The 25,150-nt window shown below is 38.6% G+C and carries 23 protein-coding genes and 1 pseudogene; 7 read left to right on the top strand and 17 right to left on the bottom strand.

The genetic code is table 11. From position 1 onward, the window contains the following. Positions 1-552, top strand: a pseudogene (locus GGG_RS21070) (DUF2971 domain-containing protein); the annotation flags it as partial. Between the two features lie 100 nt (positions 553-652). Here the strand turns inward: GGG_RS21070 and GGG_RS0115085 are convergent. The 5 genes from GGG_RS0115085 to GGG_RS0115065 form a co-directional block, all read right to left on the bottom strand. After that, positions 653-1,036, bottom strand: a complete 384-nt coding sequence (locus GGG_RS0115085; RefSeq protein WP_010116262.1) for an endonuclease domain-containing protein — start codon at positions 1,034-1,036, stop codon at positions 653-655. Between the two features lie 70 nt (positions 1,037-1,106). Beyond that, on the bottom strand, positions 1,107-1,400 hold the full coding sequence (locus tag GGG_RS0115080; RefSeq protein WP_010116260.1) for a cold-shock protein: 294 nt from the start codon (positions 1,398-1,400) through the stop codon (positions 1,107-1,109). A gap of 147 nt (positions 1,401-1,547) precedes the next feature. Beyond that, the gene (locus GGG_RS0115075; protein ID WP_010116259.1) at positions 1,548-3,074 is read right to left on the bottom strand and encodes a DHA2 family efflux MFS transporter permease subunit; all 1,527 of its coding nucleotides are present in this window, start codon (positions 3,072-3,074) and stop codon (positions 1,548-1,550) included. Between the two features lie 6 nt (positions 3,075-3,080). Then, positions 3,081-4,238 carry an HlyD family efflux transporter periplasmic adaptor subunit gene (locus GGG_RS0115070; protein ID WP_010116258.1) on the bottom strand — a complete coding sequence of 386 codons (1,158 nt, stop codon included), beginning with the start codon at positions 4,236-4,238 and terminating at the stop codon, positions 3,081-3,083. A 329-nt stretch (positions 4,239-4,567) separates the two neighbouring features. Next, positions 4,568-5,095, bottom strand: a complete 528-nt coding sequence (locus GGG_RS0115065; RefSeq protein WP_010116257.1) for a thioesterase family protein — start codon at positions 5,093-5,095, stop codon at positions 4,568-4,570. Between the two features lie 105 nt (positions 5,096-5,200). Between GGG_RS0115065 and hemB the strand changes: the two genes are divergently transcribed. After that, positions 5,201-6,214 carry a porphobilinogen synthase gene (gene hemB / locus GGG_RS0115060; protein ID WP_010116256.1) on the top strand — a complete coding sequence of 338 codons (1,014 nt, stop codon included), beginning with the start codon at positions 5,201-5,203 and terminating at the stop codon, positions 6,212-6,214. Positions 6,215-6,514: 300 nt separating this feature from the next. After that, positions 6,515-7,645, top strand: coding sequence for a glycine oxidase ThiO (thiO, locus tag GGG_RS0115055; protein WP_010116255.1), 1,131 nt, complete (start codon positions 6,515-6,517; stop codon positions 7,643-7,645). 68 nt (positions 7,646-7,713) lie between these two features. On the opposite strand, the gene GGG_RS0115050 is transcribed toward thiO, so the two are convergent. The 5 genes from GGG_RS0115050 to GGG_RS0115030 form a co-directional block, all read right to left on the bottom strand. Further along, a complete protein-coding gene (locus tag GGG_RS0115050) occupies positions 7,714-8,610 on the bottom strand; it encodes a TIGR01777 family oxidoreductase (protein ID WP_010116254.1) in 897 nt (298 codons plus the stop codon). Positions 8,611-8,664: 54 nt separating this feature from the next. Further along, positions 8,665-9,114 (bottom strand): ABZJ_00895 family protein, encoded by a 450-nt coding sequence (locus tag GGG_RS0115045; RefSeq protein ID WP_010116252.1) that lies wholly within the window; start codon positions 9,112-9,114, stop codon positions 8,665-8,667. Positions 9,115-9,446: 332 nt separating this feature from the next. Continuing rightward, positions 9,447-10,124, bottom strand: coding sequence for an HAD family hydrolase (locus GGG_RS0115040; RefSeq protein ID WP_010116250.1), 678 nt, complete (start codon positions 10,122-10,124; stop codon positions 9,447-9,449). A 24-nt stretch (positions 10,125-10,148) separates the two neighbouring features. Continuing rightward, a complete protein-coding gene (locus GGG_RS0115035) occupies positions 10,149-10,577 on the bottom strand; it encodes a GNAT family N-acetyltransferase (RefSeq protein ID WP_029574621.1) in 429 nt (142 codons plus the stop codon). 11 nt (positions 10,578-10,588) lie between these two features. Continuing rightward, positions 10,589-11,818 carry an SAM-dependent methyltransferase gene (locus GGG_RS0115030; RefSeq protein WP_010116247.1) on the bottom strand — a complete coding sequence of 410 codons (1,230 nt, stop codon included), beginning with the start codon at positions 11,816-11,818 and terminating at the stop codon, positions 10,589-10,591. A 100-nt stretch (positions 11,819-11,918) separates the two neighbouring features. On the opposite strand from GGG_RS0115030, the gene GGG_RS0115025 reads away from it, so the two are divergent. Continuing rightward, positions 11,919-12,563 carry a hemolysin III family protein gene (locus tag GGG_RS0115025; protein ID WP_010116245.1) on the top strand — a complete coding sequence of 215 codons (645 nt, stop codon included), beginning with the start codon at positions 11,919-11,921 and terminating at the stop codon, positions 12,561-12,563. 136 nt (positions 12,564-12,699) lie between these two features. Further along, positions 12,700-14,013: an MFS transporter gene (locus GGG_RS0115020; RefSeq protein ID WP_010116244.1), complete on the top strand. Its 1,314-nt coding sequence runs from the start codon at positions 12,700-12,702 to the stop codon at positions 14,011-14,013. An 87-nt stretch (positions 14,014-14,100) separates the two neighbouring features. On the opposite strand, the gene GGG_RS0115015 is transcribed toward GGG_RS0115020, so the two are convergent. From GGG_RS0115015 to GGG_RS0114985, 7 genes are all read right to left on the bottom strand, one after another. Then, the gene (locus tag GGG_RS0115015) at positions 14,101-14,766 is read right to left on the bottom strand and encodes an RluA family pseudouridine synthase (protein ID WP_010116242.1); all 666 of its coding nucleotides are present in this window, start codon (positions 14,764-14,766) and stop codon (positions 14,101-14,103) included. Positions 14,767-15,189: 423 nt separating this feature from the next. Next, positions 15,190-17,130: an acetyl/propionyl/methylcrotonyl-CoA carboxylase subunit alpha gene (locus GGG_RS0115010; protein ID WP_010116240.1), complete on the bottom strand. Its 1,941-nt coding sequence runs from the start codon at positions 17,128-17,130 to the stop codon at positions 15,190-15,192. 81 nt (positions 17,131-17,211) lie between these two features. Continuing rightward, positions 17,212-18,042, bottom strand: coding sequence for an enoyl-CoA hydratase/isomerase family protein (locus GGG_RS0115005; RefSeq protein ID WP_010116238.1), 831 nt, complete (start codon positions 18,040-18,042; stop codon positions 17,212-17,214). 2 nt (positions 18,043-18,044) lie between these two features. Continuing rightward, positions 18,045-19,214 carry an acyl-CoA dehydrogenase family protein gene (locus GGG_RS0115000; RefSeq protein ID WP_010116235.1) on the bottom strand — a complete coding sequence of 390 codons (1,170 nt, stop codon included), beginning with the start codon at positions 19,212-19,214 and terminating at the stop codon, positions 18,045-18,047. A gap of 96 nt (positions 19,215-19,310) precedes the next feature. Then, positions 19,311-20,924 carry an acyl-CoA carboxylase subunit beta gene (locus tag GGG_RS0114995; RefSeq protein ID WP_010116233.1) on the bottom strand — a complete coding sequence of 538 codons (1,614 nt, stop codon included), beginning with the start codon at positions 20,922-20,924 and terminating at the stop codon, positions 19,311-19,313. Next, positions 20,921-21,832, bottom strand: coding sequence for an SDR family oxidoreductase (locus tag GGG_RS0114990; RefSeq protein ID WP_029574620.1), 912 nt, complete (start codon positions 21,830-21,832; stop codon positions 20,921-20,923). The genes GGG_RS0114995 and GGG_RS0114990 overlap by 4 nt, the downstream gene beginning before the upstream one ends. 102 nt (positions 21,833-21,934) lie before the next feature. Next, positions 21,935-23,725, bottom strand: coding sequence for an acyclic terpene utilization AtuA family protein (locus tag GGG_RS0114985; RefSeq protein ID WP_010116230.1), 1,791 nt, complete (start codon positions 23,723-23,725; stop codon positions 21,935-21,937). A 165-nt stretch (positions 23,726-23,890) separates the two neighbouring features. Here GGG_RS0114985 and GGG_RS0114980 point away from each other — a divergent pair, with 165 nt between their 5' ends. Beyond that, a complete protein-coding gene (locus tag GGG_RS0114980) occupies positions 23,891-24,490 on the top strand; it encodes a TetR/AcrR family transcriptional regulator (protein ID WP_010116229.1) in 600 nt (199 codons plus the stop codon). A 106-nt stretch (positions 24,491-24,596) separates the two neighbouring features. Beyond that, on the top strand, positions 24,597-25,150 hold a 554-nt coding region (locus tag GGG_RS0114975), incomplete at its 3' end, for a HEAT repeat domain-containing protein (RefSeq protein WP_010116228.1).

Raw genomic sequence — 25,150 nt, 5'->3', positions numbered from 1 at the left:
ATTAAAAAAATGCTTGGTTATAAATCGCAGAGGTGGGAGTACGAACAAGAATTAAGAATCGTCACGGAGAATCAAGGTATAAATACTTATGACTATAGGGCTGTAAAAGCCATATATTTTGGTCTCAAAACACCAAAATCTACAATTTCTAAAACAATGAAAACCTTACAAGGGCGTAGAATAAAGTATTTTCAAATGCATTTAAAACCTAATTCTTTTGAACTTGAAGCAAAACAGATAGAAGATAAATTTCCAACTAATATAAAATACAAATATTCAATTGCACCAATAGCTGAGCATCTTTCCACCATAAAAATTTCCGAACAAGAATATGAAAAATATTCACCATATTTGCAAAAACTAGCTGAAATTGCTAGAAGAGAACCTAACTGTAATGAAATTCTCGACCTTTATTTAAGCCCGTCAAAAAGTACGCCACATAATCCTATTTTTTATGTTCAATACATTAATAGTGATACAGGTTTATATCAAACAGATTACTACAACCTAAAAGAAGTTGATGAAAATTTTTCATTAATAGATGATTTATAAAAGAATCAATCCCTCCTACCCCTCCTTTAAAAAAGGGAGGAACTCCGCGAATCAATTCCATCATTAAATTCGCGAGAAGTCCCCCTTTGTAAAGGGGGATTTAGGGGGATTCTAATTTGATAAGTTCCAATCTTTGCTCAACAACACAATAAATCTGCTCCACTACCCCATCAATCTCATTCAAAATCTGTAAATTATCAAATCTCAACACCATCAAACCAAGCCCAACCAAAGCTTCATCCCTTACTCGATCAGCTTCTAAACCATCCTCCGTATAATGCTGACCACCATCACACTCAATCACCAAATTTGCAGATGGACAGTAAAAATCAACGATATAATTTAAGATTGGTTTTTGACGATAAAACTGTAATCCATGAATTTGTTTAGAGCGTAACCTTCTCCAAAGCAACAACTCTGCATCCGTCATATTATTTCTAAGGTCACGTGAGGGTTGTTTCAAGTTTTTATTGTAGGGTTTCATTTTTATTCTTCTATGTAATCCCTCTCCTAACCTCGCTTTTAAAAAGGAAGTTGAGAGGGATTTACACCGATCACTTTCTAAAATTAGACAACAAATTATTGGTAATCGACTTATTGTTTTCAACAATTCTAGTCTTTTTAGCCTTTGCGGATTGATCTTCAACACGTTCAATTTTCATCGCTCTTAACTTACCATCATTTTCAACAACGATAAATTTAACTCTTTCGTTTCGCTTCGGCTCACCATCTGCAAGCGGAAAATCAGAAATATGAAAGAAAATATCTTGTTCAACACCACCAATAAATCCAAAGCCTCGATCGGCATCGTATTGCTTAATTTTTCCTTGCTGAAATTCAGACTTCATACATATTCCCCATAACGGTACACAATCGTTTCATTATACCCCGATCTCCATCAATAGAGAAAAACACATATAAATTAGTTTAATTCTTGTAGAAAATCATCATAAAAAAAGCCCACTTTTCAGCAGGCTTTCAATTTAGATTAAAATTTAGTGCGCATGCCCTGCACCCACACTACCTTTCGGTTTAGGACATAACCAAATAATCAAACCTGCGAAAATAAAGATCATCGCAAAAATCAAAAACACATGATTGACTGAAAGTGTTAAAGCTTCTTTATCGACTAAATTTGAAATCGTACCCAAAGCCATTTCGGGGCTAAAACCACTATTCACCAAACTTCGTTGTGTTTCCTCTACATGCAGAGTGGAAACAATCTCACTACGTGCAAGTTTAGCGTGATCATCCCAAATGGTGACAGCAACCGAAGCACCAATCGCCCCTGCCATGGTTCGCATAAAGTTCATCAAACCCGCAGCAGAAGCCACCTCGTCTGGACGAACCACGCCCAAGGCAATATTTGACAATGGAATAAAGAACAGTGGCACAGCAAAACCTTGAATAATTTGAGGTAAAGCCAATGCCATAAAGTCAGCATCTGTCGTCCAAAAAGAACGCATCAAGGTCACACAACCTAAAATCATTAAACCAAAGCTTGCTAATGCTCTAGGATCATATTTGGTCGCCATTTTTGCCACAATAGGTGACATCAATAAACTACCAAAGCCCATCGTCGCCGTTAGATAGCCTGCCCATGAAGCGGTATAACCCAAATTAATTTGTAACCATTGTGGAATCAAAACAATACTGCCAAAGAAAGCCGCAAAGGCAAACGCTAAGGACAAGGTTGCAATGGTAAAACCACGATAGCGGAAAATCTGAATATTAACGATTGGATGTTTTTCATAATATTCCCAGATGAAAAAGGCAATAAATCCAACCACTAAGATCACAGCAAGTATGCAAATAAAGGTGTTATTAAACCAATCTCGTTCATGCCCGAGGTCGAGCATCAACTGAAGTGCACCAATCCATACAATTAAAAGTGTTAATCCTATCGTATCAATTGGAAGTTTAGCTGTCGGTGTTTCTGCTACCTTCATCAAGCGCATTACACCCAATGCACAAATCACACCCACAGGAATGTTAATGAAGAAAATCCAGTGCCAAGAGAAATTATCACTGATTGTTCCTCCTAGAATTGGGCCTAGGATTGGACCAACCACAGTGGTCATTGCCCACATGCCCATCGCCTGAGAATGCTTTTCAGGTGGGAAAATACGCATGAGCAAGGTTTGGCTCAGTGGCATGATTGGGCCACCGAATAAACCTTGTCCAATACGACAAATCACCAGCATCGCTAAACTATTGGATAAACCGCACAGTATTGAAAATACAGTAAAACCAATCAAACTGATGGTGAAAACACGCACTGCACCAAAGCGCCCAGCAAGCCAACCTGTTAAAGGTACACAGATTGCTTCTGCTACGGCGTAAGAGGTAATGACCCAAGTTCCTTGAGAACTTGAAACTGCCAAACTTCCTGTAATATGAGGAACGGATACATTGGCAATGGTCATATCTAATACGACCATAAAGTTTGCCAATGCAAGGAAAAAAGCAGCCAGTAATAATTTACCGCCCTTTAACTCACCTTGAAAAGTTGTGCTATTCATGGGCCATTACTTCGCTGATGAGGTATCGACCTCTGCTTCCATGGATAAGCCAACACGTAATGGATGTTCAGCCAATTCTTTAGGATCTAGTTGAATACGTACTGGTAAACGTTGAACCACTTTGATCCAATTCCCGGTTGCATTTTGTGCAGGAATTAAAGCAAATGCTGAACCCGTACCGCCTGAAAAACCAATTACCGTGCCATGATATTCAACGTCTTTACCATATAAATCAGAAGTTAAAGTGGCTTTTTGCCCCACTTTTACGTTCTTCAATTGGCTTTCTTTAAAGTTTGCATCGACATATAACGCTGAAACTGGAACGATTTTCATCAACACAGAACCAGGTGCAACGCGTTGTCCAACTTGAATGCTACGACGTGCAACCACACCATCTAAAGGTGCTTTGATTTCTGTACGTTGTAAGTCTAATAAAGCTTGATCCAATCGAGCTTGAGCAACCAAAACATCTGGTGTAGAAGATTGTGATGAACCTTTAATCAAAGCTTCATTGGCATCTAAATTACTTTGTGCGGCTTTGCGCTTAGATTCAGCTTGTGCAAGCGATGCATGTGCTACATCTAAATTGGCTTTGGCATTATTTAAAGCACTTTGTGATTTGGTGAATTCTTCTTTAGAAATAGCACCTGATGCACTCAATTGCTGACGACGTGCAAACTCTTGTTGCGCTTGTTGATATGCCACTTCAGCTTGTGCCACTTGCGCCTTAGCACTATTAATATCATCAGCACTGACTAAAATTTGTGAAGACAATGAACTGCTATTTGCGGAACTTTGCGTATATTGGCGTTTTGCTTTGGTCAATTCAGCTTCGGCTTGAGCAACTGCAATTTTTGCATCACGATGATCAATCACTGCTAAAACATCGCCTTTTTTGACTTGCTGAGTATCGCTGACCAATACTTTCTCTACTTGTCCACTAACCATAGAGGTAATTTCAGCAGTTTCAGCCCCCACATAGGCATTATCTGTATCTACAGAATTACCGAAGATAAAAAACCAAATTGCATACAGAATTGCGACTGCAATAATAAGCATTGCAAATATTTTCAGCATTTTTTTACGTTTTTGCTGTGGCCCTAAATCGGTTTCAGAGTCATGTACTTCATCGGGAGATGCATTCGTCGTTTGCGCTTCAGTCATCGCATATTCCTAGCTTTTATGGACTCTATCACTATCTTTGTGGCCGAGTTTAAGCATTTAAGCTGAATCACAACTTAAACAAATTAAATGAAGCGAATACGTGATAATGAGTGAATCCATTTTTTTAAAAATTGTGGCGGTCAATTTTACAGATAAAAATCACGATATGAGAATAAAAATATTACTCACCAGTTTATCTATCAAATTTCAATCAAGACTATTGATATTAAACTTCTTTTCCATAAAAAATAAGCCATCAAAATGCTCATTTTGATGGCTTATATTGACATAATTCATACAATCTGTACTAATCAGTACACTTTCTTAATTTAATAAGCATAAGATGCAATTGCTGTTGCAATAGCAAGACCTTCATCGTTTACCATTGTCATACGCATGGTGCACCCTTTGCGACCCATGCGTAATGTTTCCGCTTTGGCAATAAAATATTGACCACGACCTGGGGCTAAATAGTCAACACGCATATCAACCGTTGCTAGTCGAGAAACTTTCTTCAAAGTATCTGGAAGTTGATCTGGTTCTGCTCGTTTGTAAAGCTCACCCATTGCCACAATCCCGCCGATACTGTCCAGTAAGGTTGCTGCAACACCGCCATGTAAAATTTGAAAGGCAACATTCCCAATTAAAAAAGGCTGCATTTCGATATAACCCTCAATTTCATTATTCACGACACGCATTTGCATTGTATTGTGTGAAAAATAAGGTGAACCGTTAAATGCTTTAGTCAGTTGATTTAGGACGACATTTAAGTCCGCTTTCGCACCTAAATGTAAATTACCAGTCCACTTTTTTTGCGATTCGCTTGGCGCAGAATCTGTCTTAGAAGAATTACTCATAATAATTTCGAAACCAACATTGAGAAAAAACCTGAGTTTTTCCCCAAAAAAAATATGAAAGGACTACAATTATGACCTAGTTTAATACTGAATAACGAGATTGTTATGACTTATACGTTCAATCGTCCTGCTTTTCCTGCTACGCGTATGCGCCGTATCCGTAAAAACGACAAACTTAGAGCGATGGTAAGAGAAACTCAGCTCACGGCAGATCATCTCATTTATCCAGTATTTGTACTTCCGGGGCAAAATCAAACCCAAGATGTACCCAGTATGCCAAATGTACAACGTTTATCTGCTGATTTATTACTGAAAAAGGCAGAAACCTTGTTAGAACTCGGTGTCTCTAAACTTGCACTCTTTCCAGTAACACCACAAGAAGACAAGAGTCTAACAGCGGAAGCAGCGTGGCATGAAGATGGTTTAGTGCAAAATACGCTACGTCTTTTGAAAAAAGAACTCCCAGAAATGGTACTCATTACTGACGGCGCTTTAGACCCTTATACCACGCATGGTCAAGACGGTATTATCGATGAAACAGGTTATGTGCTGAATGATGAAACTGTTGAATGTTTGATTAAACAAGCTTTAAGTCATGCAGAAGCTGGAGCAGATGTCATTGCACCAAGCGATATGATGGATGGTCGTATTGGCGCAATCCGCCAAGCACTCGAAAGCCACGGTCATATCTACACCAGTATCATGGCGTATTCAGCAAAATATGCATCAAGTTTCTATGGTCCATTCCGCGATGCTGTGGGTTCTTCATCAAATCTTAAAGGTGGGAATAAATACAACTACCAAATGGATGTGGGAAACCGTGCAGAAGCTTTACATGAAATTGCACTGGATATTCAAGAAGGTGCGGACATGGTCATCGTAAAACCGGGTATGCCTTATTTAGATATCGTGCGTGAAGTCAAAGATACTTTTGGCGTACCAACTTTCGTTTATCAGGTCAGTGGTGAATACGCCATGCTAGCAGCAGCAATCCAAAATGGTTGGTTATCTGAAAGTGTGATCATGGAGTCATTGATGTGCTTCCGTCGTGCAGGTGCAGATGGTATTTGGACATACTATGCTGAACATGCAGCACGTCAATTAAAAGAAATGAAGTAACTCATCTGTTTTATGCTTTAAAAATTAAATTCAAATCAGAATTTAATTCGCAGTAGGTGGCATGGATGCCACCGTTGAGTGGAGCCTTGCACTGCTTTCAAAGCAGTGCTTTAAAATTGCTCAGGACGAACCTCCCACTCAACATAGGATTTTTGTTACTTTTCATCCCTGAAAAGTAAGGGATTGCCTACGCAAAGGTAAATGCTTCCAAATCAATATTTGGGGCAGTAATTTATTTTCTAATTTTTAAATTGGAACATTACCAATTTAAATCCAATTTGAAAAGTGATACAAATTTTCATGCATATCGCCATTATCGGTGCAGGAGTAAGCGGATTACTCACTGCCTTAGAACTTGCAGAACAAGGCTGTAAAGTCACACTTCTTGACCAGCAACAAGCTGGACATGCACATGCTGCCTCATGGGCAGGAGGTGGTATTCTTTCTGCAATGTATCCATGGCGATACCCTCAAGAAGTGAATCAACTTGCACGCTATGGAAAGCAACTTTACCAACAATGGAATACAAAATTGTATCCTTTAACAGGTATTGATTTTCAAATCCATGAAACAGGTATGCTGATTTTTGATGAGGATGATTTTGATATTGGGCTTCATTATAAAGAGCAATATCAAGACCCAATGCAACATTGTGAACATTTAAAAAGAGCGCAGCTCGAACACGTTAACCCTCATATTTCAAAACAATTTCAACAAGCAATCTATTTCCCACATTTAGCCAATATACGAAATCCAAGACTACTCAAATCATTAATCACTTATCTCAAACAACATCCAAATGTTGAAGTGTATGAAAATACTTGGATTGAAAAGTTTAATATTCACAATCAACATATTCAATCTATCCAAACATCAAGTGGACAATACTTTGAAGCAGATCAATTCGTGATTGCCACTGGTGCATGGTCAAATTGTTGGTCTGAACAATTACAACTTTCGATCCCTGTAGAACCTGTGCAAGGGCAAATGATGTTATTTAAAACCCCTGAAAATTGGTTACCGACCATGTGTATGAATAAGGTGATGTATCTTATTCCCCGCATAGATGGTCATGTGGTCTGTGGTTCAAGTATGCAGAATATTGGTTTTGATAAGCGTCCAAGTGTACAAACACAGCAAAATATTTATAAAGCTTGTGTAGAAATGGTGCCTGAACTGGGGAATTTTCCAATTGTAAAACAATGGGCTGGATTACGCCCAAGTTCACCAACAGGTATTCCTTATATTGGACAAATGCCCGATCTGAATAACCTTTGGGCGAATTTTGGACATTACCGTAATGGTTTATGCATGGGGCCAGCATCAGCTCGATTGCTTAGACAACTCATGTTAAATCAAGATACGGTCATACAAGATCATTTGGTCAATGCACATGCATATTCTACAGACCGGTTAAAACAAGCTGGATAATGAGTCATATCCATTGTCTTTTGAGCATCCTTTTTTAATGTTCTCGTTATAAGGATGCATCACAGCATTTATTCACTCACAATCTGCTTTAAAGCATTACTCAACTCCGTATATTGAAACTGAAACCCCTGCTTCAACAATGCTTTGGGTTGCACAAACTGTCCATTTAAAACCAATTGAGATTGTTCGCCCATCAGCATTTTCATCACAAAACTTGGCAGGAATAACAAAGGTTTACGCTTTAAGACTTGCGAAGCGATTTGGACGAATTGTAATTGTGAAATATGATCAGGTGCAGCCACATTATAAATCTGCTGAGAAGAATCACTTTTGAATAAAAATAAAATGGCTTGAATCACATCATCGACATGTACCCAAGTCATCGGTTGACGACCTGTACCAATTTTCCCAATCAGATTTAGTTTTATTGGCAATAACATTTGCGGCAAAATTCCACCGCCTTTTCCAAACACAACAGCTAAACGCATGATTTTAGTATTTTGATCAGAATGGCTTAAAGCCTCAGCTTCCCATTTTTGACACAGTTCAGACATAAAAATATTCTGCGATGGGGATGCTTCATCACATTCAACCGACCAATTTTCTTCAGGATCAATACCATAAAACCCAATCGCAGAAGTCGAAACGATGCATTTGGGTTTCATCTGAAATTGATTGAGGTATTGATACAACTTGGCTGTGGTTTCAACACGACTTTGAATCAATTGTTGCTTACGTTTTTCTGACCAGCGTCCTTCGCCGATACTTTCCCCTGCCAAATTCACCACATAATCGATGCCTAATTTTTCAATTTCAGAAAAATCTTGAATCCATTGCAACTGAGTATTCGAAGAATTTTTCTGTTGTCGTGAATAAGCAATCACGTGAAAATCATTCTTCAATAAATATTCAAGCAAATGACTGCCAATAAATCCTGTCGCTCCTGTCACTAAAACTGTTGTCATTATTTATTCCTCTTTTATTTTTGTATTTAATTAAAATAGGATATCAATCAGCTATTAAGCTCCAAACATTTTTATCGCCATACGCTGTGCTTGCTTGCCATAAAACCAATACGTAATTAAGTACAAAGGAATCGCAAGCATGAGTAACATCACAATAGAAATCATTAAGAATTGAATATTTTGTATACCTGCTAAAAAATTGGTTAAAACATCAGGATTTTGTCGAGAAAAGTATAAAACTTCTCCAATTAAGCCCACCAAATTATAGCCCCAAAAAATCAAACTAAAGCCGATGGCGAATTTTTTCTTTTCTTGTTCAGTAGGCGCTCTTTTTTGACGTTTTAAAAATAGATGCAACACAATGATCATACTGATTAAATAAGGAAATGCGACAAGAATACCTGCAATTTGATTAGGAACAATTAAACTGATTAATCCCATGACCACAGTCAACACTAAACAAAGGATAAAAAACCATAAAAAATATTTGCTTAGCGAAACCATCGACATTTATCCAAACTTTAAAAATACATTATAAGAAAAAAATTTGAATTTTTTTAACTTTCTTGTCAACCAATCTGAAACTTGTGTCGTTATATAAGTATAAGGTCGCAGCAACCAAGCTCTTGTGCACGGCATCCGCACAGATTTGGAGACCTTCCTCCCTAGAGAGACCTAAAACTTATGCTTCTGCATCTAGATTTGGAATAGCAGCCTGAATCTAAATTTAACGAAGTATTTTGGCCGACGATTTATCATCACTCGAATCGTCGGCTTTTGTTTTTCTACCGTTTGGTTTTATCTCTTAAAATAGCATTTGAAATACAAAAATGAATTTAAGTTTTTAAGATGATTGAAAGAATCTCCGTAAAACACAGCACTTGATCATCTGCTTGAGTCAGCTTTATTTCCTGTTCCGCATTAAAAAGTATAGTTTGCATACCGATATTTTTAGCACCTTGAATATCAGCAATTTCGTTGTCCCCGATCATGACACATTGTTCAGGAAGTACATTCATTTGCTGACATGCCATTTGGAAAATTTCAGCTTGAGGCTTCCGTAATCCAACGGCTTCAGAAACTAAAACACATGAAAAATATTCACTTAAACCTAAGGCTTGAAAATTATTTTCCTGAAAAGGTGTTTTACCATTCGAGATCAATCCCAGCAAATAACCTGCTTCAAATAAGGTCTGAATGACTGTATCTACACCCTCAAAAGCAACACAAAATTGATAAAAGTCTTGGATATAACTGCTTAATAATTGTTGTTCGAGTTCTTGAGTATTGAATTGCGCCATTTTAAATTTTTGAATAAGTTGGCGATACACCACATCTTTCCAAACTGTGCCATTGGCATCTAACTCAAGAAAACATTGAATGAATTTTTCTTTTTCTGATTTCGGAACCAGTTGTAAACAATCCACCTGCCAATTTAAAAACCGTTTTAACGATGTGGTTCGATCCAGCAGTGTTTGATCAAGATCGAATAACACTGCTTGAATCGTCCTCATTATTTTTCCTCTTAAATTTTATTTTTAATCACTCAATGACATATTCATATCGATATGTGGAATCCCACAATCTAAATATTCGTCACCTTCAACAATGAATCCTAAATTTTCATAAAAACCAGTCGCATATACTTGCGCAGATAGTTTTAAATATTCACGTTTTTGTTGCTCTGCAACTTGAATAATTTGTTTCATCAATAACAAGCCAATACCTTCACCACGATATTGCTTGAGCACAGCAACACGACCAATACTGTTATTTTGTAATAACCGTGCTGTTCCAATCGCCTGATTTTGATCATAAACGACAAAATGCAAAGAAATTGGATCTTGATCATCCCATTCTTCATCTTCAGGAATATTTTGCTCTTGAATAAATACGCTACGACGAATGAGTTGAGCATCTTGTTTTAACTCATTCCAATCACCTGATTGAATTTTAAAATCTGCCATTTGCTTTTCCATTAACATTTACAACCAATATCTTGTTGATCCCATTGATTATTTAACAATAACTCTAAAGATTGTTTTTGAATAGCATACATATCTTTTAAAGCTTGAATTTGATCCAAAACAGCTTGATCGGGTGCGTCAAAGTCTTTGCGTTTGGTTGCCAAAATCATCTTATTTTTACTGGTATGTTCTAAAGCAACAAATTCAAAGACTTTGGTTTCATAACCATAAGCTTTTAGCAATAATGCACGAATTGTATCTGTGAGCATTTCAGCTTGCTGTCCTGCATGAATACCAAATTGCAACATCGGTTGTAACACTTTAGGGCTTTGCATTTGAGGACGTAATTCTTTATGACAACACGGCGCACACATGATCATTTGAGCATTTAAGCGAATCCCCGTATGAATCGCAAAATCAGTCGCAACATCACAAGCATGTAGCGCAATCATCACATCTAAATGATCAGGATGGTAGGTTCTGACATCACCTTGGAAAAAGTCCAATTGGGAAAACTCTGAACGTGTTGCGACATCTTGGCAAAACTTGACCATATTTTCATTGAGTTCTACGCCTGTAACGTCAGGAGTTTGCGCATTTTTTGCGAGATAATCATACAAAGCAAAAGTGAGATAGCCTTTGCCTGAGCCGAAATCTACGACTTTTAAAGCATGATTTTTGTCTTGTTGTTGAATATGCGTTAACGCACCTGAAAAGATTTCTATAAATTTATTAATCTGTTTCCACTTACGTGCCATGCTTGGAATGATTTTCGCATCTGCATCAGTAACACCCAGTGCTTGTAAGAAGTAGCTATCTTGATCAACAAAGCGATGTTTAGTTCGATCATGTCCTTGTTGTTCATTTTTTGGATTTTTAATATTGGGCTTGGTTTTACTGACCGTCAACATGGCCTTCTTTTTATTCTTCTTCAATTGAGTTTCTGCTTCAATTGTAAATAGATTCGCCTGTTTACAGTATTCCGCTTGCTCTTGAATTGTAGATAAAGCCTGATTTAAAGGATAGTTTTTTGTGACATCCTTGGTTTTATAATGGTACAAACAGCTTAAAACCGTTTCATTTTGTAGTTGAATGACTCGGAAGGTCATCTTCTCTAAATCTGCGGATTCACCTTTATATTGACTTAGAATCAAACGATCAAAGTTTTGATTATCAATAGCTTGTTGTACGCTATCAAAAAATTGTTGTTCCTGTTCAGATAAGGAAACTACTGCTGACATAATCAAAACTCGTATTCATTAAGTAGGCTATTTTAAAACGTCTTACTTTAAAGGTAAAACTGCATTACTATACAAATGTATTTTTAATAAGTTGAAGCTAATGTCAACAGATCAATTGATTCATATTTACGCACCACTAGAAGAACGGATTAATGCATTAAGCCATGCATTTGGTGCTATTTTAGCTGCAATTGCAACTATTTTTATGCTGATCAAAGGCAGTTATTTACATGGCTGGCAGTTTTTCGGGCTCATCGTTTACGGTCTGAGCATGATTTTATTGTTTGCAAGTTCTGCTATTTATCACTTTTCAGTCGATGAAAAAAAGCGTCAGTGGTATAAAAAACTCGATCATACCGCAATTTATTATTTAATCGCAGGAACCTATACCCCTTTCTTGGCTATTGCGATTCCAACTGCAAAAGCACACTACTTACTTATTGCGCTTTGGGTTATTGCAGCAATTGGAACACTATTCAAGTTAATATTCATTCATCGTTTTGAAAAAATTTCTTTGATTGCATACTTGGTCATGGGGTGGCTCGCAGTCCTTGTAATGGATGATATGCAACGATTTTTACAGCCGGGCGCACTAAAATTATTGATCATTGGTGGCTTAGCTTATACGATTGGCGCATTGTTTTATGCCTTAAAAAGAGTAAGATATACTCATGCAATTTGGCATGTTTTTGTTTTGATAGGGGCAGGATCACATTTCCTTGCAATTTATCTTTACGTTATTTAGTCCTAGGTACTCATAATTCAGTGACCCTGAATGAGTGAATTTGGGTTGATCTCGTTGTTTTTTTAAGAAATTACGCCTTTTTTAAAAAGATTACGCTTTAGAGATTCGTTTTACTTTTAAAAGTGTAAGGTTCATCATGGCGTCATCATCTACTACAGCTACTTCTGAAGTTCAGACTAATTCTAAAACTCGCGTACTTTTTGCAAGTTTGGTCGGAACAACAATCGAATTTTTTGATTTCTATATTTACGCAACTGCTGCCGTACTTATATTTCCACATCTGTTCTTCCCTGCAAGTACAGATCCTACGACTGCAATCATTCAGTCTTTAGCAACATTTGCGATCGCATTCATTGCACGTCCGATTGGTGCTGCTGTCTTTGGTCACTTAGGTGATCGTATTGGACGTAAAGCAACTCTTGTTGCAGCATTGCTCACCATGGGTGTTTCAACCGTATGTATTGGCTTGCTTCCAACTTATGCACAAATTGGTATTGCAGCACCTTTACTGCTTGCACTTTGTCGTTTAGGACAAGGTTTAGGTCTAGGTGGCGAATGGTCTGGTGCAGTACTCCTTGCAACAGAAAATGCACCTGAAGGCAAACGTGCTTGGTATGGTATGTTTCCACAATTAGGTGCACCTATTGGATTCATCTTAGCAACAGGTTCATTTTTAACACTTGGCGCATTCATGTCTGAACAAGACTTTATGCAATGGGGTTGGCGTATTCCATTCCTAGCAAGTGCTGCATTGGTTATTGTTGGTTTATGGATTCGTTTAAAACTCCATGAAACACCTGCATTCCAAAAAGTTTTAAATAAACAAAAAGAAGTGAATGTTCCCTTTAAAGAAGTTGTGACTAAGCATTATAAAATGTTGTTTTTAGGCACAATCGCTGCGGTATGTACCTTTGTTGTTTTTTATCTCACCACAGTATTCGCTCTGAATTGGGGAACAACAAAATTAGGCTATAGCCGTGCAGAATTTCTTGAAATGCAACTCGTTGCCACACTGTGTTTTGCCGCATTCATTCCACTTTCAGCAATATTTGCTGAAAAATTTGGTCGCCGTGCAACGTCTATTGGTGTTTGTGTAGCTTCTGCGCTTTTCGGTTTAGTTTTTGCAAGCATGCTTGAGTCTGGAAACACATTCATTGTGTTTTTATTCTTATGTGTCGGTTTAGCACTCATGGGAATGACTTATGGTCCAATTGGTACCGTACTTTCAGAAATTTTCCCGACATCTGTACGTTATACAGGTTCTGCTTTAACCTTTAACTTGGCTGGTATTTTAGGCGCATCATTTGCACCGTTGATTGCAACGAAACTTGCAACAGCTTATGGCTTGCAAGCTGTAGGTTACTACCTAACAGCAGCATCGATTCTTTCACTACTTGCTTTCTTGGCGATTCGTGAAACAAAAAATGATGATGTAAACAACCAAGTTTAATCCTCTACTCACCCTAAAGTAGATGATCAAAAGCCTGCAAATATGCAGGCTTTTTTATACGCTTCAATCTATTTCAAAACTAGAAATTTAAAATGCAGGTTCACTTAATATTTCAATCAGTTGATTGCTAAAAGGTTGCATAAAAGACAAATAACTTGCATGCAACGCCATACGTGTTAAATCAGTTTTAAACGGTTCAGGATGATAAAGCTTGTCTCGTACAATAGGATGACCTATATACTGCATATGCACACGTAGTTGATGTGAACGCCCTGTAATTGGTGTCAGTAAAACTCGGCTAATATCCTTTACCGCATCATAACTTAAACATTCGAACAACGTTTGGGCAGGCTTACCCAATTCAAAATGCACAATTTGACGAGGACGATTTTCCCAATCTGTAATTAATGGGACATTGACTTGACCATTGATCGCAATCTGACCTTGTACCAAAGCAATATAATTTTTCTGAATTGTTCGTGCCTGAAACATCTTACTCGCAGCGACTTCAGCATCACGATGTTTGGCAAATAATAAAATACCTGATGTTGCCATATCCAAACGATGGGTAATCTTGGCATTTGGGTAAAGTTCTAATACACGAAAATATGCACTGTCTTGATGTTCAACTAAGCGTCCTGGTACAGAAAGTAAACCCGCAGGTTTATTGATGGCAATAAAATCGTCATCTTCAAAAATAATATCCAGTGGTTCTAAAGGTGGCTGATAAACAAAGCCATCATCAATCGGCATACGAATCGTGCTATGAGAAGAATTGCCGAAAAATAACAATAGACAGAAATGGTGTCAAGGGAACAACAAACGGATTATCCCAATGAAGAAATAAATTCGATAAACTTCTAGTGTTAGTCAAAACGCGTATTCAATACCACACGACCTAATGACCATCATTTCAACTCATTTATTTTTTTATATGATTGATTGATATTATTGAACCAGATGGTGGTTCTATGATGAGACGACATGGATGTCGTCGTTGGGTGGGGATACAGGACGTACCTCTCACCCAACAGAAGATTTTTGTCACTTTTCATCTCTGAAAACTACGCAAACCTATTTCAATCTTAAATACAAAAATACAAAGTGTGGCTATGCATGCGCTATGGACATAAAATCCACTTTCACAAAATGATCATTGAAATTGATTCATACTACTCAAGCCTGAATATTCAATACCAATTGACGCTTTTTCACTTGCTGCCCCACTTGTCCAATAATTTCATCAACAACACCATCCACATCAGACTTAATCTGCTGTTGAATCTTCATGGCTTCTAAAATCAATAAAGTCTGTCCCTTAGTCACAGTATCGCCCGAATTGACAAGGATATTGATAATTGCACCATCCATAGGTGCACGAATCTTGCCATCACCCGCGACTTCAGCACTTTCAGGTGGTGCATAGGTCATATTTTCAATACTGACATTGCCATTTACAGCATCTAAATACAGCTTATGACCATCCAATACATAATGGATTGAACGGCGAACACCATCAATTTCATACACTAAGGTTTGCGGTGTATTTTGAATAATGGTGAGTTGCTGCTTTTGTCCACACACTTCCACTTCAATGGTATCTTCTATGCGCTTCGCTGCAACTTGAATGTGTTGATCTTCCATTTTTAATTTTAAAGGCAATGGCCAAGCAATCCCCGTATTCCAACTGCTGTTATTCGATGCATTGCTAAATATGGCAGCAGCAACAGCAAGATATTCTAAACATACTGTTTGTTTATGCAGGCTACTATCTGTTTGAAAATGCTCTTGGATAAATGCAGTATTGGTATCCCCTGCAACAATAATCGGATGTCTTAACAGATTCACCAGAAATTGTTTATTGCTATTTACGCCCAATAAAACACAGTCATCCACCGCACGTGCTAACAGTCGAATTGCATCATGACGTGTTTTACCATAAGCAATGACTTTAGCCACCATCGGATCATAGAATGGACTAATTTCATCCTGTGCTAATAAGCCATCATCAATACGAACATTGGTTAATTCTGCGGCTTGCCAAAGCAACACTTTACCTGTTTGTGGCAAAAACTCCTGACGTGGATCTTCTGCATATAAACGGACTTCTATTGCATGACCATTCAATGTGAGCTCAGATTGTTTTAGGGGCAATACTTCACCATTGGCTACACGCAACTGCCATTCAACTAAATCTAAACCTGTGATCAGTTCCGTCACAGGGTGTTCAACCTGTAAACGAGTATTCATTTCCAAGAAATAAAATTCACCTGATTGATCCAATAAGAATTCAACTGTTCCTGCTCCAACATAGGCACATGATTTTGCTGCGGCAACAGCGGCCTCCCCCATTTGTTGACGCAAACTTTCTGTCATCACAGGACACGGCGCTTCTTCTACAACTTTTTGATGACGACGTTGAATCGAACAATCACGCTCAAATAAGTAAACATAATTGCCATGTGTATCGCCAAAAACTTGGATTTCGACATGACGTGGTGCAATCACTGCCTTTTCTAAAATCAGCTCACCTGAACCAAATGCATTTTCAGCTTCAGAACGTGCTGTTTTTAATGATTCGATAATATCTGAAGTCTGATGAACCAGACGCATACCTCGCCCACCACCACCTGCGGAAGCTTTCACCATTAATGGATAGCCAATTTTATCCGCCTGCTGTGCCAAGTAATTAATGTCTTGTTGCTCACCTTCATAACCAGGGATACAAGGCACACCAGCTTGAATCATGGCAATTTTAGATAGACGCTTACTGCCCATTAACTCAATCGCTGAAGCTGGTGGCCCAATAAAAGTAATACCATTTTCAGCACAAGCTGCTGCAAAATCAGTATTTTCGGAAAGAAAACCATATCCGGGATGTACAGCATCTGCCCCAGTTTTTTTACATGCTTCAATAATATTGTGAATAGATAAATAGGACTCAGATACTTTCGAAGCGCCGATATAAACCGCCTCATCCGCAACTTGTACATGACGTGCGTTGCGATCCGCATCGGAATAAACAGCGACCGTTTGATAACCCATTGCTTTGGCTGTTTTCATCACACGAACAGCAATTTCACCACGGTTTGCAACTAAAACTTTTGAAAAACTCATATTTTCACCATTATACAAATCTCCCTAAATCCGCCTTTATGTAAAGGGGGGATTTTTTCTTTCAATAAAGAATTTAGAAGATTAGTTACTCCAATTTGGCAAACGTTTCTGAATAAAGGCCATTGTTCCTTCTACGCCTTCCTCACCACCGACAGCATTGGCAAATTGCTGAGCAGCATCATCCAATAACTCGTGTAAAGGTTCATTCAAAGTCCGATGTAATAAGGCTTTTGTGACACGAGAAGCATGCGGTGCTGCACGTTTAATCTGTTGAATGGTTTCTTCCAATAATGCATTTAAAGCATCATCATTCTCGACAACTTCATGTACTACACCTAGTTTCAATGCAGTATCACCTTCAAAACGTGTTCCCAATAAAGCTAAACGGCGTGCTTGGGTCAAACCAATACGCTTCACTACAAAAGGTGCAATCTGTGCAGGAATCACGCCTAAACCAGTTTCAGGTAAACCAAATTTTGCATCTGCACGACTGATCGCAATATCAGAGACACATGCAAGTCCAAAACCACCGCCCAGTACTGCTCCTTCAAGAATAGCAACCACGGTTTGAGGTGCTTGATCGACTTGCTCAATCATATGTCCAAACTGACGATTAAAGTCGATATAAGGCTGATTGCTACCAACACTTAAAGCTTCTCCACGCAATTGCGCCATGTCTTTGATGTCACCACCTGCGCAGAAATGCCCACCTTTACCACGTAGAATCACGGCCCGTATTGACATATCATTTTCAATACTTTTGAATACCTGTCGAATCGCTTTGACCATATTCAAACTCATGGCATTTCGACTTTCAGGTCGATTTAGCCAAACCGTTAAAATGCTACCTTGCTGTTCAAGCTCAAGACTGTCATCAAATTGTTGAGCAGTCAGTGATTGTGAAAGTGTCATCTTCATCCTCCCACTGTATTGCGTTTTGATGGAAGGATATCCATCAACTTACAAATAATGCCCAACATGATTTCATCCGCTCCACCACCAATTGAACCTAAACGACCATCACGATAAAGCTGAGAAGCTGGGTTATCCCACATAAAACCATTACCACCCCAATACTGAAGGCAACTGTCTGCAACTTCACGGGTTAAACGCCCTGCTTTGAGTTTTGCCATCGACGCAAGTTCAGTTGCATTACCACCTTCAAGATGAATTTCACATGCGCTATAAGTCAATGCACGTAAAGCTTCTACTTCTGTCATCAACTCGGCAAAGCGGAAATGTACATATTGATTATTGATGAGCGGTTGACCAAATGTTGTCCGCTCTTTGGTGTATTGAATGGTTTTTTGAATCACATTTTCTAAACCACCAATGGCATTTGCAGCAGCCCACATACGCTCTTCTTGGAACTGCATCATTTGCATCATAAAGCCCATGCCTTCAGCGCCGACTAAATTGCGCTGTGGTACACGAACATTGTCAAAATAAACCTCAGCCGTAACTGTTGATCGCATCCCTAATTTATTTAAAGGTTCTGAAAATGAAATACCTTTGGTTTTTGCAGGGACAATAATCATGGATTTATTGACGTGTGGCTTATCATCAGAGGTATTAGCCAATAGACAAAAGAAATCGGCTTGTAATGAATTGGTGATCCACATCTTACTGCCGTTAATCACATAATCATCGCCATCTTTTTTGGCTGTGGTTTTAATTGCAGCAACATCTGAACCTGCATGAACTTCTGAAACAGCAATTGAAGCAACATATTCCCCTGCAATCGCAGGTGTTAAAAATTCATCACGTAATTCTTTACTACCAAAACGAGCCAAAGCAGGTGTTGCCATATCGGTTTGCACACCAATTGCCAAAGGCACGCCGCCACATGCAGCACGTCCTAACTCTTCTGCGACCACAAGATTGTAAGAGTAATCTAAAGCCAAACCGCCATTTTCTTCAGGTTTGCAAATTCCTAATAATCCTAAATCTGCCATCTTTTTAAATACTTCATGGATCGGAAATCGTCCTGCTGCTTCCCATTCAGGGATAAAAGGATCTAATTCTGTTGCAACAAACTGGCGAGTGGTGCGGCGTAATGCTTCATGCTCTGATGTAAATTTCATTGTTTTTCCTTATTTTTTCCTTAAATTTAATCTCCCCTAGCCCCTCTTTAAAAAGAGGGGAATTCCGCCCTTTTTTAAAGAGGGCTGTAGGGATTTTTATAATCTCGATACCCCAAATCGAATTGGATTAAGCTCACGATGTTCTGCTTCATAAATCGTTTCTAGCAAGAAAATCAAAACTTTACGTGTATCACGTGGATCGATAATTCCATCATCATGTAACATCGCCGTATTGAACAAAGCTGTAGACTGCTGTTCTAATTTTGCAGTGGTGCTTTGTTCAAGAAAATCAAGCATCTGCTCATTCGGTTCCATCCCCGATGCTTTTTGCTTACCTTCCGCAACAATACGTAAAACTTTACCTGCCTGAGCTGACCCCATCACAGCCACGTGTGAATTTGGCCATGCAAAAATAAATTGTGGCGATAATGGACGTCCACACATCGCATAATTGCCTGCACCATAAGAGCCTGCGACCACAATCGATATTTTTGGAACGGTGGTATTGGCAACGGCTTGAATCAGTTTTGAACCATGTTTGATAATGCCGTTTTGTTCAGCATCTGTTCCGACCATAAACCCTGTGGTGTTATGTAGAAATAAAAGTGGGCGTTGAGTCTGCTCACACAAATGAATAAACTGCGCAGCTTTGGTCGCCCCTTGCGGTGTGATTGGGCCATTATTGGTAATAATGCCAATATTTAAACCACCGATCTTCGCCCAACCACAAACAGTTAAAGCATCATATTCTTGTTTGACTTCAAAAAATTCTGAGTCATCAACAATACGTGCAATGACTTCTTTCATATCAAAAGGTTGCTTAGGGCTTTCAGGAATGATTCCTAAAAGTTCTTCAGCGGAATAACGTGGCTCTTTATAAGTTAAATTTAATTTTTGGGTTTGTTCTTTCCAATTAAGATGTTCAAAAACCTCTCGTGCGATACGAATACCATCTGCATCATTTTCAGCTAAAAACTCTGCTGTTCCTGCAATTTGAGCATGCATTTCTGCACCGCCCAACTCTTCTGCAGTAGCCACTTCACCTGTTGCCGCTAAAAGTAAAGGTGGTCCAGCCAGTAGCATTTCCGTTTGCTTACGCACAGCAATCACATAATCCGATAGACCAGGTTGATACGCTCCACCCGCTGTTGCATTGCCATGTACAACAGAAACTTGAGGCAGACCAGTTGCTGACATTCGTGCTTGATTGGCAAAAGTCATACCACCATAAGTAAATACTTCAGCAGCATAATTTAAATTTGCCCCACCACTTTCGGTGAGCGTCAACATCGGTAACTTTTGCTCAAAAGCAATTTTTTGTAATCGTAAAGTCTTCTGTACGCCCATCGGTGACATGGTTCCACCTTTGATGGCGCTGTTACTTGCCGAGATGATACAGCGTACGCCACTGACAAAACCCATTCCAGCGATGATTCCACCGCCTGCATCTGAGCCATCTTTATCGTCATGCATCGCATAGCCGACTAAACCGCAAAGCTCAACAAAGGGTGAATCGGCATCTAAGGCCAAACGCACACGTTCATGCGGTAAAATTTTGCCTTTTTTGTCAAACTTAGGTTTTGCTGCATAAGACTTTTCAATATTTTTATTTTGAACTGTCTTAACTTCTGCAATTTGAGCAAGCAAAGCTTCTCTATTCTTTTGATATTGCTCACTTCCTACCGCAATTTCGGACTGGAGAACAGTCATACGTTTTCTCCTGTATTTTGGTTAATCGCTTGATCACTCAATTGTTGTTTTAATACATCTGGAATAAAGGCACGATGGAAGCCATTAAAAGATTCACTATTCGTGGCATCTGCCAATGGATACATACGTGTCCCTAAAGATGCAGCACCATCTATGCGAATGGTCATTCCTGAAACAAAGCTTGCCGCTTCCGAAAGCAAATAACAAATTGCTGAAGAGATTTCTGACTCCGTGCCCATACGTTTTAACGGCACATTCCCCGCTAAACTTGGAATAATGAATTTTGCAAAATCACCTGTGTAATTATCCATGCCTGATGAAATCACCCATCCCGGAGCAACACAATTCACCCGTACTCCTGAACGTCCCCATTCCACAGCAGCTGTTTTAGTTAAATTGTCCACACCTGAACGTGCCGCACCTGAATGTCCCATTCCTGGCATACCGCCCCACATATCGGCAGCCATATTGACAATACTGCCGCCATGTTTTGCCATCCATTGGTTATAAGCTTCTTTCATTAAATAAAAAGTTGAATGTAAGTTATTTCGTACTACGGCATCAAAACCATTGGCAGAAATTCCTTCTAAATTTGATGGGAATTGTCCACCTGCGTTATTCACCAAACCATCCAAACGACCAAACTTTTCAATGACTTCTGCAATCATGTCTTTGACTTGCTGTTCTTCACGGTTATCACAGACGATAAAATGAACTTTGCCATGATCCTCAGTGATTTCCTTGCTCACATTTTCCAATTTTTCAATTTTACGACCTGTAATCACGACTTGAGCACCCAAGGATGCCAACTCATGTGCGGTACAGCGTCCAATCCCTGAGCCACCGCCAGTGACGACTATCACTTTGTCTTTAAAAGCATCTGATCTAAATATTGAGTGATATTGCATTTTTACATCCACATTGTTTTCTTTAATTTCCATCAATCCCTCCTGAATAGCATTGCTATGCAAGTCGCTTTAAAAATAGGAATTTCCTCCTTTTAAAAACGCTTAAGAGGGTTTCAAACTTGCAGGAATTTTGACTGGCATATCCAATAATTGTTGCGCCAAAGCTTTACCTTGAGGGTCAATCCGTAAACTGGCAATTCCTCCGCCACCTAAAGCATTTTCCAGTAAAAAATTCAGCGCATTAAACCCTGCAATTTCATAACGATGTACTTGACTGGTTTCAGGGTTTAAGACGTGTTGCATATAGTTTGCGACATTTTGCTCAGTCAAATTGGCACGAATCCATGGCAGATATTCTGCTTTACGTGCAATCACGCCAATATTGCTATGGTTGCCTTTATCTCCACTGCGCGCATGGGCAATTTCAATCAATGGAACTTCGATTTCTTGACCTGTAAATTGAGCAACTTCGCCTGTTGTATGTAGATCCAATGATTGATCAGCTAAACCTTGCGGAATTACAACTTTTTGACGTTGACCGTTAATGTCTATTTCCACGTTAAGTTTTGATTTATCCACCAAGAAAGAGAATAATTTAATGACAGGTGAGGCTTTTGGACGACCTCCGACGATACCTGCCAATGCGGGTGCCATGCCTGTTGAAGCTTGTGCAATTTCAGAAGCAAAGAACATGCATGCTTCTTTTAATGGATGTTTCACCGCAATTTTGACCACAACTTCACGGCTTTGTGTATGAATTGCATGTGCACCATAAGTGCTTTCAATACCCAGTATTTCTACAGATTTTTCTGAAAATGGCGGAACAGAACGTAAAGCTAAAACACGTTCACATTTGGTTAAAATCGCATCGGCAATCACTTGTCCTTTTTCAGGTGCTTCACGTCCAGCAATTAAAAAACTGACTAGAACACGATAACCATCGGGATACGTTGCACTGACTTTGTATTGCTGTGTTGGTACACGTCCTTTTGCTCCTGTGACGAGAACTCGATCTTCGGCAATTTGTTCAAGTTTAACTTGGCTAAAATCAGCAGTTACATCGGGCAATAGATATGTTTGTGGATCACCAATTTCATAAACAATTTGTTCAGCAACTGTTGCTGTAGTCACTAAACCACCAGTAGCATTGGGTTTGGTGACAATAAATGAAGCATCAGCTTTTACTTCTACAATCGGAAAGCCCATATTGTCGAAGCCTTTGACTAAACGCCAATCGGTAAAATTCCCACCTGTACATTGTGCGCCACATTCGATGATATGCCCTGCCAAAGAGCCTTGTGCAAGTTTGTCATAATCATCGATAGCCCATTGATATTCATGTAATAATGGTGCAAGTACCACAGCAGAATCAACCACACGGCCTGTAATCACAATATCAGCGCCTTGGTCTAAAGCATCTCGAATCGGAATAGCACCAAGGTAGGCATTGCAACTGGCTAAATGTGCTGGAAAATCTTCACCACTAAACATCTCTTTGATATTTTGCTTTTGTAATTCAGCTTGTTGACTTAATAAATCATCCCCTAAGACCACTGCTATTTTTAAATCTAAACCTTGTGCTTCAATGACTTTTTGCAATGCATCACGGCATGCCAATGGATTGACCCCACCTGCATTGCTAATGACTTTAATTTTTTTATCACTGATTTTTTTGAGCAATGGCGTCATCACACGACTAACAAAGTCCAAAGCATAACCATGATTTGGATCAGTCATCATCGCTTTCGCCATAATCGACATGGTGATTTCTGAAAGGTAGTCAAAAACTAAATAATCAATATCCGATAAATGTACCAATTGAAATGCGGCCGTATTGGTGTCCCCCCAAAATCCTGAGGCACATCCAATTTTAACTATTCGCTGATCTTCCATTTTCACACCTATCTTCTTCTCATTGTTCTGAATAAAATTTATACTTTAATCTACCAAGCAAGCGCTTGGTTTGTAAAGTGCAAAATGTTATGCTGAATTGGCAAATGTGTTAAATCTAATTTCAAACAAAAAATAAATGATGCGTTTTACGGAAAATACCAAGCTATGATTGCTCGTTCAATTGATGATATCCAAGCCATTGCCTGTTTCGATGACAGCCCGAAAGGTCGCTTGTTATTGGGTGCAGCTTATCTGTTTCATAAGCAAGGTTATGCCAAAACTACTGTTCGTGAATTAGCAAATTTTATTGGAATTCAATCAGGTAGCTTATTCCATCATTTTAAAAGTAAAGATGATATTCTCGCCAATGTCATGGAACAAACCATTATTTATAACCACGCTCGCCTACTCGATGCAATTCAAAAATCTGATGATCCTGAACAACAGTTAAAACATTTAATCAAAGCTGAACTAATTTCAATTAGTGGAGATACGGGTTCTGCCATGGCTGTTTTAGTCCATGAATGGTTTGCGCTTTCGATTGAAAAACAAGAAGAGCTATTAAAACTGCGCAATGACTATGAAAATATTTGGTTGGCTGTGATTCAAAAATTACGTGATGCTGGCAAGATTCAACATGATGCTTTTATTTGGCGACGTTTATTGGGTGGTTCAATTTCATGGACAGTCACATGGTATAAACCCAATGGCAAAGTCAGTGTTGATGAACTTACCGATATGATATGGGAAATGGCTTTGAAATAAATTTACTATAGTAATATCTGTAATCAATGAATATAGCTATTAAAGATTTTTTATTCTTATAAATTTAAGATAGATAATTGATTTCATATGATAAGGGTGTATAACAATGCAAAAAGACATAGATTTCAAAATTGAATCAACAAACAACCTTATTCTCCTTGCATATGTAGAAGACGAATCTGAAATATACTGGAATATCATTGCTGAATTACATTCTCGTGGTTCATGGCGAGAATTTGAGATTGCTAAAAATTTAACTATATCCAATGATCCAATATATCGTGAAATTGGAGCAGATATACTTGGACAGCTTGGTTTTTCACAAAAGAAATTTCATCAACAATCAGTTGAGATTCTTATAAACCTTTTAAACGATGTTAATGAAGATGTTATTGCTTCATCTGCATTTTCTTTGGGTCATAGAAATGATATTAAAGCTGTACCTTTTCTCACAAATTTATTAAACCACCTTAATTCAAGAGTCAGAAATGGTGTTGCATTTGGTTTATCTTGCTTAGAAAATATTGATGCAATAAAAGGATTAATTTATTTAACAAATGATAATAATGAAGATGTTCGTAATTGGGCAACTTTCGGTCTTGGTAATCAATGCGAGATGGATCTTCCAGAAATTAGAGAAGCTTTATATCAAAGACTGCA

The organism is Acinetobacter sp. P8-3-8, from assembly GCF_000214135.1.
Taxonomy (GTDB): domain Bacteria; phylum Pseudomonadota; class Gammaproteobacteria; order Pseudomonadales; family Moraxellaceae; genus Acinetobacter.
This window is presented reverse-complemented; position numbering and strand designations above follow the sequence as displayed.

What these genes read in the sequence shown, in the direction of transcription:
- hemB (WP_010116256.1), top strand. Translation starts at nt 5,201, where the DNA reads ATGACTTATACGTTCAATCGTCCTGCTTTTCCTGCTACGCGTATGCGC.
- GGG_RS0114995 (WP_010116233.1), bottom strand. Translation starts at nt 20,924, where the DNA reads ATGACTGTTCTCCAGTCCGAAATTGCGGTAGGAAGTGAGCAATATCAA.
- GGG_RS0115020 (WP_010116244.1), top strand. Translation starts at nt 12,700, where the DNA reads ATGGCGTCATCATCTACTACAGCTACTTCTGAAGTTCAGACTAATTCT.
- GGG_RS0115080 (WP_010116260.1), bottom strand. Translation starts at nt 1,400, where the DNA reads ATGAAGTCTGAATTTCAGCAAGGAAAAATTAAGCAATACGATGCCGAT.
- GGG_RS0115075 (WP_010116259.1), bottom strand. Translation starts at nt 3,074, where the DNA reads ATGAATAGCACAACTTTTCAAGGTGAGTTAAAGGGCGGTAAATTATTA.
- GGG_RS0114980 (WP_010116229.1), top strand. Translation starts at nt 23,891, where the DNA reads ATGATTGCTCGTTCAATTGATGATATCCAAGCCATTGCCTGTTTCGAT.
- GGG_RS0115050 (WP_010116254.1), bottom strand. Translation starts at nt 8,610, where the DNA reads ATGACAACAGTTTTAGTGACAGGAGCGACAGGATTTATTGGCAGTCAT.
- GGG_RS0115025 (WP_010116245.1), top strand. Translation starts at nt 11,919, where the DNA reads ATGTCAACAGATCAATTGATTCATATTTACGCACCACTAGAAGAACGG.
- thiO (WP_010116255.1), top strand. Translation starts at nt 6,515, where the DNA reads ATGCATATCGCCATTATCGGTGCAGGAGTAAGCGGATTACTCACTGCC.
- GGG_RS0115040 (WP_010116250.1), bottom strand. Translation starts at nt 10,124, where the DNA reads ATGAGGACGATTCAAGCAGTGTTATTCGATCTTGATCAAACACTGCTG.
- GGG_RS0115000 (WP_010116235.1), bottom strand. Translation starts at nt 19,214, where the DNA reads ATGAAATTTACATCAGAGCATGAAGCATTACGCCGCACCACTCGCCAG.
- GGG_RS0114990 (WP_029574620.1), bottom strand. Translation starts at nt 21,832, where the DNA reads ATGCAATATCACTCAATATTTAGATCAGATGCTTTTAAAGACAAAGTG.
- GGG_RS0114985 (WP_010116230.1), bottom strand. Translation starts at nt 23,725, where the DNA reads ATGGAAGATCAGCGAATAGTTAAAATTGGATGTGCCTCAGGATTTTGG.
- GGG_RS0115045 (WP_010116252.1), bottom strand. Translation starts at nt 9,114, where the DNA reads ATGGTTTCGCTAAGCAAATATTTTTTATGGTTTTTTATCCTTTGTTTA.
- GGG_RS0115035 (WP_029574621.1), bottom strand. Translation starts at nt 10,577, where the DNA reads ATGGCAGATTTTAAAATTCAATCAGGTGATTGGAATGAGTTAAAACAA.
- GGG_RS0115005 (WP_010116238.1), bottom strand. Translation starts at nt 18,042, where the DNA reads ATGACACTTTCACAATCACTGACTGCTCAACAATTTGATGACAGTCTT.
- GGG_RS0115015 (WP_010116242.1), bottom strand. Translation starts at nt 14,766, where the DNA reads ATGCCGATTGATGATGGCTTTGTTTATCAGCCACCTTTAGAACCACTG.
- GGG_RS0115010 (WP_010116240.1), bottom strand. Translation starts at nt 17,130, where the DNA reads ATGAGTTTTTCAAAAGTTTTAGTTGCAAACCGTGGTGAAATTGCTGTT.
- GGG_RS0115070 (WP_010116258.1), bottom strand. Translation starts at nt 4,238, where the DNA reads ATGACTGAAGCGCAAACGACGAATGCATCTCCCGATGAAGTACATGAC.
- GGG_RS0115065 (WP_010116257.1), bottom strand. Translation starts at nt 5,095, where the DNA reads ATGAGTAATTCTTCTAAGACAGATTCTGCGCCAAGCGAATCGCAAAAA.
- GGG_RS0115030 (WP_010116247.1), bottom strand. Translation starts at nt 11,818, where the DNA reads ATGTCAGCAGTAGTTTCCTTATCTGAACAGGAACAACAATTTTTTGAT.
- GGG_RS0115085 (WP_010116262.1), bottom strand. Translation starts at nt 1,036, where the DNA reads ATGAAACCCTACAATAAAAACTTGAAACAACCCTCACGTGACCTTAGA.